This is a genomic window from Acinetobacter sp. UBA1496, assembly GCF_002324975.1.
Taxonomy (GTDB): Bacteria; Pseudomonadota; Gammaproteobacteria; order Pseudomonadales; family Moraxellaceae; genus Acinetobacter; species Acinetobacter variabilis.
Genome location: NZ_DCRI01000078.1, coordinates 43,142 through 53,797 on the forward strand (window position 1 = coordinate 43,142; position 10,656 = coordinate 53,797).

Below are 10,656 nucleotides of genomic sequence, written 5' to 3' on the forward strand. Positions count from 1 at the left end.
TTCCCCTTATTCCTTTTATGCTGTTACACATTGACAGCTAATCCGAAAGCATGCGCCCTGTTCTTGTGAAATGTAGTTGAGTTGTGCCTGATTGGCTTCACAAAAACTGTGTGATAAATATAGTCCGAGTCCCGTTCCATGGATAGACGTGCTGAAAAAAGGTTTAAATAATAATTCCTGATCATGGGTGGCAATACCAGAGCCAAAATCCCGAACATCTATCCATACCTTATGTTCATATGGGTGAATATTCAATTGAATATGGGGCGAATCCGGTGAATTATGACGGATAGCATTACGAATCAGGTTAATTAGAATCTGACGTAACTGGGCTTCATCGAAATGAATTGCCAGTGGTACATCAATATTAAATTGAATCTGGTCGGCCACATCTGCTAAATCTTCCTGAATAAATAGTGGTATAAATTCATTCAGCTGAATTACGACCGGATGGGTTTCTTTATTCTTCACCATATTCAGGGTGTCCTGAATAATCCGGTCAATACGGGTGGTTTGTCGGCTAATCATCTGATGCAGGACCTGCTGCTGTTCAGGTTCAGAATCGAGATAAAGATCATTGGCCTGTACAATGGCAGCCAGAGGATTGCGAATTTCATGGGCAATACTGGCGGAAAGCTGGCCTAGAGCAGCAAGCTTTAACTGTTGCACCTGCTGATTAAGTTTGCGGGCATCTTGCAGCACGAGGAGAGTCAGAGTCTGGTGCGGCACAATCAGCTTTTGTACCTGCACATGAATATTATAACGACTCTGCTGGGATTCAAATTGAAACCGCTCGCCATTTTCCAGATTTTCAAAACGGATCAGTTCAAACAAGTCATTTTGAGATTGGTATAACGAAAACCTTTCATGGGCATACATTGGCTCAATGCCGAGCAGATGACAGGCAGCCGGATTACTGAGCACCACATGGTAATTCTCATCTAAGACCAGATAGCCGGTTTCAATCTGTTCCAAAATATAGCGGTTAATATTTTGTAAGCGATATAGTTCCAGCGATTGAGAAAAATTCAGGTTTTCCAAAATCTGAAAGCGCCGTACCGCAATTTGTCCTGAGCCATAGACGACAAAAAACAGAAAGGCCAGCAGGGCACTGTTTCCGATATTGGTAAGGGAAGAAAAAGCAAAAATACTGCCGATAAAATGCTGGTAGATAATACTAATCACCGCAATCAGAGTGATGATCAGGGCTTTCTTGGCATCCAGTAATAATGAGGCTGAAAAAATAGTAATAACAAAAATCAGTCCGAGATGGACATTTGGACCCTGACTGGCCAAGGTCAATAAACTGAGAAAAAAGACATCGCTGGCAAAAATTAGAATGAACTGTGGCTGAATCAGGCGCTTTACCCATCTTAGTGTAAACAGCTGCACAGTATTGACGGCGACGCCAATCATTAAGGCATAGTGATAGAGTTTAGGATACTGATAATCCGCAGTCATATCGGGATAAGTCAGCAGGAAAATCAGCAACAGACCCGTGCTGATAATCAGGCGGTAGGCGCTATACCATAGGCCCAGATGATATTGATTCAGTTCAGAATAACTGGATGTTTGCGCCATAGAAACCGCATTAAGCAGAGGGTTAAATTAAGGTTTAATCAGGCCATAGCGCATTGCAAGATGGGTCAGTTTAACATCACTATCAATATTTAGTTTTTCGAAGATCCGGTAACGGTAAGTATTGACTGTTTTAACACTTACAAACAGCTTGTCGGCAATTTCCTGCGCGCTGATACAGTTCACTACCATCATGGCTACCTGCATTTCACGTTCAGACAGTGCGTCGAAAGGAGACTGCTGTGTATCAGACAGGTAGGAGCTGGCCAACTGTTCTGCGATATCAGCACTGAAATATTTACCGCCCTGCATGACTTTATTGATGGCACGAACCATCTCTGATACAGGTGCACCCTTGGTGATATAGCCTTTGGCACCTGCCTTAAGTAAAAGAGAAGGATAAGGCTCTTCAGCCAGGCCACTCACCGCAAGAACTTTGGTTTCAGGAGCAGTCTGTAGCAAACGGCGTGTGGTTTCTACACCACCGATACCTGGCATGTTGACATCTAATAGAACCACATTGGGATGATGCTGACGGACGAGGGTAATTGCTTCTTCACCAGATTCAGCCTGTCCAATCACCTGAACATCCGCATGGTCTTCCAGCATTCTGCAAATTCCAGTACGAACTAATTCATGGTCGTCGACAACTAAAACTGTGATCACCTAGACTCTCCCTCATTAAAAAATCATTTTTTTGTTACATAAAGCAAAATAAGCTTGCAATGAAACTACAAAATTAGCAATCCTATTCGCAGATTAAATCTGAAACTTATCACATAGTGTCAAGAACAAAAAATGTTCGGCATTGTGTTTAAATGTAAGGCATATTAGAGGTAATACGCAAATCAATCTTACCTCTGTTAGTTGAGTGAAGGAATAGTGAAGAAAATAAACAAGTCTTTAAGGCATCTACTCGGCCTGTCCGTGTTAATCAGCATGAGCACGACAAGTTTTGCTGAAATCATTATGAATTCTGGCACAACAGAGGGCGGATCTAGCATCAGCTGGTCTTCTGATGAAGTCAATCAGCTCATGAATGATAATTTGAGCGTATCTGCTGCAGAACCTTCACCACCAGGTTCTGCAACTGTTACGACGACGATTCGTCAAGGCGGTGCACCAGCACCAGTACCGACAAAACCTGTGCAGATTATTGATAATAGTCATTTTAGTAATCAACCTCCTGTAAGTGCGCGTGCAGCTTTGGTGATGGATTCACAGACGGGTGAAGTGTTATTCAGTAAAAATACCAATAATGCTTATCCGATTGCGTCGATTACCAAATTGATGACTGCAGTGGTGATTTCAGATGCGCGTTTGAATATGTCTGAAAAAATTACTTTGCAACAGGCTGATTTTTCCTGTGCAGGCTGTAAGAGCTCAAGTTCTACCTTAAGAGCCGGGGACAGCATGAATCGTGCTGAAGCTTTATTATTTGCTTTGATGAAATCTGAGAACCCAGCTGCAGCTGCATTGGCGCGTACCTATCCAGGCGGTCGTGCAGCCTTCATTGCGAAGATGAATGCCAAAGCTAAAGAGCTGGGCATGAATTCAACCCATTATATGGAATCTACCGGCCTGCATCCTGGTAATGTGTCTTCTGCACGCGATTTGGGGATTCTGGTGAATACCGCTTCACAGTATGGTCTGATCCGTCAGTTCTCTACCACTGCTAGCTATGATTTCAACCTCGGGTATCGTGTATTGAAATCGAACAACACCAATTCACTGGTACGAAATGGTGGTTGGAACATCAACCTGTCTAAAACCGGTTATATCAATGAAGCAGGACGTTGTGTCGTTATGCACACGACCTTGAATAACCGTCCTGTGGTGGTCGTGGTATTAGGTGCGGATTCAACTGCTGCACGTACCAATGATGCGACTCGTCTCATGACCTGGGTGTCTAGCTTGCCTAAACAACGTGTTTAATCTTTTTTAAGCGCATATAAAAAGCCCTGCAAGTGCAGGGCTTTTTTGATTCTGTATCTTACATATTTGAAAGAATTGATTCACGAACCTGTTCTAAAGTTGCGTCAATAGACAGCATTACAGCATCAGAACATTGTTTGATCGCAGTATCCGGATCTTTCAGACCGTTACCAGTTACAGTACACACGATCACAGAACCTTCAGCAATTTTACCTGCTTTAATGTCACGGATTGCGCCACCGATAGACGCTGCAGATGCAGGCTCTACGAATACGCCTTCATACATAGAAAGAAGACGTTGCGCTTCCAGAATCTCGGCATCAGTCAGTTCATCGAACCAACCTTTAGAATCACGAACAACCGCTTTCGCGTGGTTCCAGCTTTGTGGATTACCGATACGAATTGCAGTTGCAACAGTCTCAGGATTTTCAACAGGTGCACCACGAAGGAAAGGTGCAGCGCCAGAAGCCTGGTAACCTACCATTGTTGGCAGACCTTCAGGTTTAGGGCCAGTGAAGGCATCAGTGGCAGCATCGTAAACCACTTGCTCGAATTGATCAGCAGGTTGATTCGCAACTGCTTCGGTATAACCCATCCAGTGCGCAGTAATGTTACCTGCATTACCTACTGGCAGGCAGTGGTAGTCTGGTGCACGGCCCAATTCATCCACGATTTCGTAAGCAATGGTTTTTTGACCTTGCAGACGGTATGGGTTAATTGAGTTAACAATCGTCACAGGTGCTTTGTCAGCGATTTCTTTTACCAGACGCATACCGTCATCAAAGTTACCGCGGATTTGCATGGTGATTGCACCATACATCATTGCTTGTGCCATTTTACCCATCGCAATTTTGCCTTCAGGGATTAACACAAATGCTTTGATACCTGCACGCGCAGCATAAGCTGCTGCAGCTGCTGAAGTATTACCTGTAGATGCACAGATAATCGCTTTAGAGCCTTCTTCAACCGCTTTTGTTACCGCCATGGTCATACCACGGTCTTTAAATGAACCAGTCGGGTTTAAGCCCTCGTACTTCACATAAATTTCAACATTTTTGCCAATAATGCGCGGAATATTCGCAAGCTTAATCAGTGGCGTGTTACCTTCACCCAGAGAAACGGCTTTAGTAGTTGCAGACACTGGTAAACGGTCGCGATAGCGGTCAACTAAACCAGTATAACGATTGGCATTCGACATGATGATGTTCCAATTGTGTGTAGAGCTTGGCAAGGGGAGAGTGTCCCCTCGACCCGATTAATTATCAAGCGATTCTAAACGAATTCGTACAATTTCGCCATGAATGACAGGAAGAGCTTGAATTTGTTTTAACGCTTCATCCATTTTCGCTTCCTTGACAGGATCAGTCAGGATCACGATAGGAATAAGATCTTTCAGACGTGACTGCTGCAGAATTGCATCAATACTGATGCCTTCACGGCTTAGAATAGAGGTTACTTCAGCCAGTACTCCGGTTTGATCTTCAGCATTGATCCGGATGTAGTATCCAGTCGTCATTTCTTCACGTGGCAGGATTGGCAGGTCACTTAAGCTTTCAAAAGCCAGTTGCGGAATCGTACCAGCACCATCCTCAGTATAAGAAATATCACGTACGATATCCACGACATCTGCAACTACTGCAGAAGCTGTAGGGCCCGCGCCAGCACCCGCACCGTAATACAGTGTAGGACCAACCGCATTGGCTTGAACTAGAACTGCATTTTTCACACCATTGACATTAGCGATCAATTGCTCTTCAGGAATCAGGGTCGGATGCACGCGGAGTTCGATACCGGTTTCAGCACGACGCGCAATACCGAGATGTTTGATACGGAAGCCCAAGTCTTCAGCATATTTCACGTCTTGTGCAGTAATTTTGCTGATGCCTTCAGTAAAGACTTTATCAAACTGCAACGGAATACCAAAAGCAATAGAGGCCAGTAATGTCAGTTTATGTGCTGCATCGATACCTTCTACGTCGAAGGTTGGATCTGCTTCTGCATAACCCAGTTCTTGTGCTTCTTTCAGTACATCAACAAAGGCACGGCCTTTATCTCGCATTTCAGTCAGAATAAAGTTGCCTGTACCGTTGATGATGCCAGCCAGCCAGTCGATCTTGTTGGCTGCCAGACCTTCACGCATCACTTTAATAATTGGAATGCCGCCAGCCACCGCTGCCTCGTAAGCAATTTGCACAGCGTTGTCATCGGCAAGTTTGAACAGTTCATTCCCATGTTCAGCCAATAAGGCCTTGTTGGCAGTCACGACCTGTTTGCCATGCAGAATGGCTTCTTTGATCACTTCATAAGCAGGGTGAATACCGCCCATGACTTCAACCACTACATCTACATCAGGTTGACGTACGATGTCGAGCAGATCTGCACTTTGTTTGACTGATTCAGGTAGATCCAGATCAGGACGCGGGCGACGCGTACCAACATGGGTAATTTGAATTTCACGACCGGTGCGACGTTTAATCTCAGCAGCATTTTCTTTTAATAGTTTAAGGGCACCACCACCCACAGTACCAAGACCGAGGATTGCCAGACGAACTGGTTTCACGTCACACTCCAAATATAAACAGTTTTTTACGAGAGCCTAGATCATAGCTAAAAAAGCGGCCTGACTCTAGGGTCATTTCAGAATATCTTTATCTATAAAATAAAGTTAAATAACTAATTAAAATGAGTTATTTAAGTCGATCCAATAATTCTGATGTGCTCATATAGCCACCGAGATAAAGTCCTTCAGAACTGTATACACCCGGGGTGCCATTCACACCAATATTAAGACCCATTTGATATTGATCTTTCACAGGATTTTTACAAGTAGTCGGCGTGATAGATCCACCGGCAATGGCTTGGTCGAAGGCTGCACGACGGTCGGAATTACACCAGATGGCTTCCATGGCAGGCATATGCTGCTCGCCACGTGGCCAGGCAATATAACGTACTTCGATACCTTTGCTGTTCATCTCATCCATCTGCTCATGGAATTTGTGACAATACGGACAGCTGACATCGGTAAACACATAGATCACATGTTTGGTTTTACCTTTGGCTGGGTAGATCAACAGGTCTTCCGCTTTAAGGTTTGCAAAGATTTTCTTGTTCACGTCAGATTGCAGGGTTTCGCTGACATTATGCAGCTCTTTGTCTCCAAGACGAATGACATCGCCCTGAATCAGATATTTACCGTCATTTGTCACATAGACGGGTGCCATACCTTCTAGGCTGACCCAAGACATGTTTGGTACTTCAGTGGTTTTAATACCCGTGATTTTTGCATTAATCCCCGCTTTTTTGAAATGACCTTCGAGCGTTGAAATCAGGCGTTGCTGTGCATTGCGTTCGCTAAGGTTAGAGGCTTCACCCGTCGCCGGTGCACTTGCTGTAAGCGTATCTTGCTTTTTATCTGAATTATTGGAATTGGAACATGCGCTCAGTCCCAGACCGGTAGCAAGCAGACAAGCGATAAAAATTTTGGTGCGGGCAAATGTCATAATAACCCTTTTTTCTTGGACTAAAAACAGAGCATTAGCATAGCAAAAAAAGATAGAGCTACGTCAAACTTCTCAGTTTATTCTATTTGAATCAGCTCTTAAGCCCGTGGATGATGGGTTGCATGCAGTTGCTGCATTCTGACTTGTGCCACATGGGTATAGATCTGTGTGGTTGATAAATCACTATGACCTAGCAACATTTGTACTACCCGTAAGTCAGCGCCATGATTGAGTAAATGCGTGGCGAAGGCATGACGCAAAGTATGCGGAGACAGTTCAGCCTGAATTCCGGCTTGTAGTGCATAGCGTTTAATGGCATACCAGAAATTCTGTCGGCTCATGATCCCGCCATGCTGGGTGAGGAACAGATAATCAGTCGCTGTCTTATACAATTGGGGGCGTGCTTCCTGTAGGTATTTTTCTAGCCATTCACAGGCCATCTGTCCCATTGGCACCAGACGTTCTTTATTGCCTTTACCGACAATACGCAAATAGCCTTGTTTTAAATTAATCAGATCGAGACGCAGGTTAATCAGTTCCGTCACCCGTAAACCACAGGCATAAAGCACTTCAAACATGGCACGATCACGTAAACCCAATGCGCTATTAATATCGGGTGCATGAATCAATGCTTCGACATCAGCTTCAGACAGGTCTTTGGGCAGGGCACGGCCCAGTTTTGGTGTTTTATGGGCAGCGACCGGATTGTCACTCCGCAGTTTTTGTTCCCGCAGGAATTTATAAAAAGAACGTAAGGCGGATAAACATCGTGCAATTGAACGTGGACTTTTTTGCTGTTTGGTCAGTTCAATCAGCACATCGGAAATATCATCATGGTCCCATTCCGGTAAAGGTTTAACCAGACATTCGGCACACTGGATCAGATCAGACAAATAGGCATTCCGGGTATGGGGACTCACTGTCTGGGCAATCAGATAATCACGAAAACCCTGTAAGTAACTGAAAGCTTCAGGAATCTGAACTGGACTAGGAATGCGAGGTTTTTTATTCAGCATGATGTTTAATGAAGATAATTTTTAAAAGCGAGAAGCCTGATTGCTATTCTCCACTCTAGTTTAATTTTACGAACATGTCGATGTGCTATACAGCCAAGAAGAAATGTAATTAATACTTATTTGTTAATTATTCTCATTTGTTTGTATACTGTACAAAAGTCTTAGGAATTTTCACGGTGCGTTTGTCTGATTTGAAAGTAAAACAAACTGCCATCATTCGAAAAGTTAATCGAACTACTGATGGTAAAGGCGCTTCCCACGATGTTGTGGCCAGTCGCTTGGAAACTTTAGGTTTTGTACCAGGGACTCAGGTACAAGTCATTACCAAAGGTATTTTTGGTGGGGATCCGATTCTTATTCAGGTGGGGTTTACGCGTTTTGCTTTACGAAAATCGGAAGCGGCCAAGATTGAAATTGAACAGGGAGCCGCGGCATGAGTGATACCTTACGTATTGCCCTTGTCGGTAACCCAAACTGCGGTAAAACTTCTTTATTCAACCATTTAACCGGCTCCCGTCAAAAAGTCGGAAACTATGCCGGGGTTACGGTTGAGCGTAAAGTCGGGAATTTTACACTTCCTTCAGGCAAACCGGTACGTGTACTGGATCTGCCAGGAACTTATAGTCTGGATGCGACCAGCCCGGACGAAGAAATTACCCGTAATGTGGTTCAGGGTAAAATTGCAGAAGAAGGCCAGCAAGATACTTTCCTGTGTGTTGTAGATGCAACCAACCTAAAACTGCATCTGGGACTGGTACTGGAAATGATTCAACTGGGTCGTCCAATGCTGGTAGTGCTGAACATGATGGATGAAGCACGCCGTCGCGGGATGCAGATCAACACCCAGAAACTATCTGAACGTCTGGGTGTACCTGTGGTTGAAACTGTTGCCGTGCGTACTTCAGGCGTTGAAAACCTGAAAAATGCACTGGATAAAAACAAGTTTTCTGCTCCGCAAACTGAACTCAGCGGTTTGAGTGGCGATCACCATCATCAGATTGCCAGTATTCTGAAAGATGTGGTGAATTATGCCGATCAGGAAGATAAACGTACTGATTTCCTGGACAAGATATTCCTGCATCCGGTATTGGGCCTACTTAGCCTAGCCATCATGATGTTTGTGGTGTTTCAGGCGGTCTTTGCCTGGGCTGCACCATTTATGGACGGAATTGAAACTTTCTTCGGCTGGCTGGGCGAGTACATGGGTGGACTGATCGCTCATCCTTTATTAAACAGCTTGGTGGTTGACGGGATTATTGCCGGTGCGGGTGGGGTCGTGGTCTTCCTGCCGCAGATTCTGATTCTGTTCTTCTTTATTCTGGTTTTGGAAGAGTCCGGGTATTTACCACGTGCCGCCTTCCTGCTAGATAAATTGATGTTTAAGGCAGGTCTTTCGGGTCGTGCTTTCATCCCTCTATTGTCCAGCTTTGCCTGTGCCGTGCCGGGGATTATGGCTTCAAGAACGATTAGTGATCCACGTGACCGTCTGACCACAATTTTTGTAGCACCACTGATGACCTGTTCTGCACGTCTGCCAGTATATGCGTTGCTGATTGCAGCCTTCATTCCTGAGCAAACCGTGTGGGGCTTCATGAACCTGCAAGGTCTGGTGTTATTTGGTCTGTATATGGCCGGTATTCTAAGTGCACTGATTGTTTCCTTTATCCTGAAATTTTTCCATAAAGACAAGTCTCAGCACATGCTGTTGATGGAGCTGCCAAGTTACCGTTTCCCGGATGTTAAAAACGTCTGGATTGGTTTGCTTGATCGCGGCAGAATCTTCTTGAAGCGTGTCGGTGGCATCATCTTTGCGTTATCTATCCTGCTTTGGTTCTTGTGTACGTTCCCGCAACCGCCAGAAGGTGCAACTTTACCGGATATCGATTATTCCTTTGCCGGGATGCTCGGCCATGTGATGCAACCTATTTTTGCACCATTGGGCTTTAACTGGCAGATCTGTATTGCACTGATTCCGGCGATGGCAGCGCGTGAAGTTGTCGTGGCAGCATTGGGTACGGTTTATGCCTTGTCTGCAGTTGATGAAGATGCTATGTCTGAGGGTCTGGCGGCACTGATTAGTGGCGGCGGTGATTTGGGCTGGTCGATCGCGACCGGCTTGTCTCTACTGGTCTGGTTTATTTATGCACCACATTGTCTGGCGACCTTAGCCACTGTGAAGCGTGAAACCGGTTCATGGAAAACGGTCAGCTTTATGACCTTCTACCTGTTTGGTTTGGCATATTTCATGTCATTCCTGACTTATCAAATTGCATCACATTATTTGGGTTAAACTGGCTGAAGGGAAACCTTGGCTAGATCTGAATGATCATGTGAATGGGAGATTGAGATGATTGAAATTCTGATTGTAGCGGTACTGGTTGTCTGGAGTGCACTAGTGGTATTTAAAAAGGTATTTCCGAATACTTCACGCTCAGTCTTCCAGAAGTTGTCTGATGCCTGTGCAGTCAAGGGCTGGCATACGCTGGCGAAATGGTTAAAACCGGCTATGGCCAGTGGCTGTGGTGGTAACTGTGCCTGCCCGGCATCGGAACAAAGTTCGGATGCTAAGCCTAAAGCTCAGGCAGTGAAATGGAAGTAAATTTTCATTGGACCTCTTGCGAAAGTAG

Annotated in this window: 10 protein-coding genes; 4 read left to right on the plus strand and 6 right to left on the minus strand. The window is 44.8% G+C overall.

Annotation, left to right across the window (positions count from 1 at the left end; all coding sequences use genetic code 11):
* Positions 1-15: 15 nt before the first annotated feature.
* Together B3143_RS09120 and B3143_RS09125 are read right to left on the minus strand one after the other, a co-directional pair.
* Complete coding sequence (locus tag B3143_RS09120; protein ID WP_286740162.1) at positions 16-1,581, minus strand: sensor histidine kinase; 1,566 nt, start codon at positions 1,579-1,581, stop codon at positions 16-18.
* Between the two features lie 27 nt (positions 1,582-1,608).
* On the minus strand, positions 1,609-2,244 hold the full coding sequence (locus B3143_RS09125; protein WP_005233474.1) for a response regulator transcription factor GacA: 636 nt from the start codon (positions 2,242-2,244) through the stop codon (positions 1,609-1,611).
* Between the two features lie 216 nt (positions 2,245-2,460).
* Here B3143_RS09125 and B3143_RS09130 point away from each other — a divergent pair, with 216 nt between their 5' ends.
* Positions 2,461-3,513 (plus strand): serine hydrolase, encoded by a 1,053-nt coding sequence (locus B3143_RS09130; RefSeq protein ID WP_005233476.1) that lies wholly within the window; start codon positions 2,461-2,463, stop codon positions 3,511-3,513.
* A gap of 58 nt (positions 3,514-3,571) precedes the next feature.
* On the opposite strand, the gene thrC is transcribed toward B3143_RS09130, so the two are convergent.
* The 4 genes from thrC to xerD all read right to left on the minus strand — a co-directional run bounded on the left by thrC (position 3,572) and on the right by xerD (position 8,029).
* Complete coding sequence (thrC, locus tag B3143_RS09135; protein WP_034703411.1) at positions 3,572-4,711, minus strand: threonine synthase; 1,140 nt, start codon at positions 4,709-4,711, stop codon at positions 3,572-3,574.
* A 57-nt stretch (positions 4,712-4,768) separates the two neighbouring features.
* On the minus strand, positions 4,769-6,073 hold the full coding sequence (locus B3143_RS09140) for a homoserine dehydrogenase (RefSeq protein ID WP_286740164.1): 1,305 nt from the start codon (positions 6,071-6,073) through the stop codon (positions 4,769-4,771).
* Positions 6,074-6,200: 127 nt separating this feature from the next.
* The gene (locus tag B3143_RS09145; protein ID WP_034703409.1) at positions 6,201-7,013 is read right to left on the minus strand and encodes a DsbC family protein; all 813 of its coding nucleotides are present in this window, start codon (positions 7,011-7,013) and stop codon (positions 6,201-6,203) included.
* Positions 7,014-7,111: 98 nt separating this feature from the next.
* Positions 7,112-8,029: a site-specific tyrosine recombinase XerD gene (gene xerD, locus B3143_RS09150; RefSeq protein ID WP_286740167.1), complete on the minus strand. Its 918-nt coding sequence runs from the start codon at positions 8,027-8,029 to the stop codon at positions 7,112-7,114.
* A gap of 176 nt (positions 8,030-8,205) precedes the next feature.
* Here xerD and B3143_RS09155 point away from each other — a divergent pair, with 176 nt between their 5' ends.
* The 3 genes from B3143_RS09155 to B3143_RS09165 are packed head-to-tail and all read left to right on the plus strand — an operon-like array spanning position 8,206 to position 10,628.
* Complete coding sequence (locus B3143_RS09155) at positions 8,206-8,466, plus strand: FeoA family protein (RefSeq protein WP_034169774.1); 261 nt, start codon at positions 8,206-8,208, stop codon at positions 8,464-8,466.
* Entirely contained in the window at positions 8,463-10,319 is a 1,857-nt protein-coding gene (gene feoB / locus B3143_RS09160) for a ferrous iron transporter B (protein WP_125279504.1), read from the plus strand. The genes B3143_RS09155 and feoB overlap by 4 nt, the downstream gene beginning before the upstream one ends.
* Before the next feature lie 57 nt (positions 10,320-10,376).
* Positions 10,377-10,628 (plus strand): DUF6587 family protein, encoded by a 252-nt coding sequence (locus tag B3143_RS09165; protein WP_286740170.1) that lies wholly within the window; start codon positions 10,377-10,379, stop codon positions 10,626-10,628.
* Positions 10,629-10,656 lie beyond the last annotated feature (28 nt).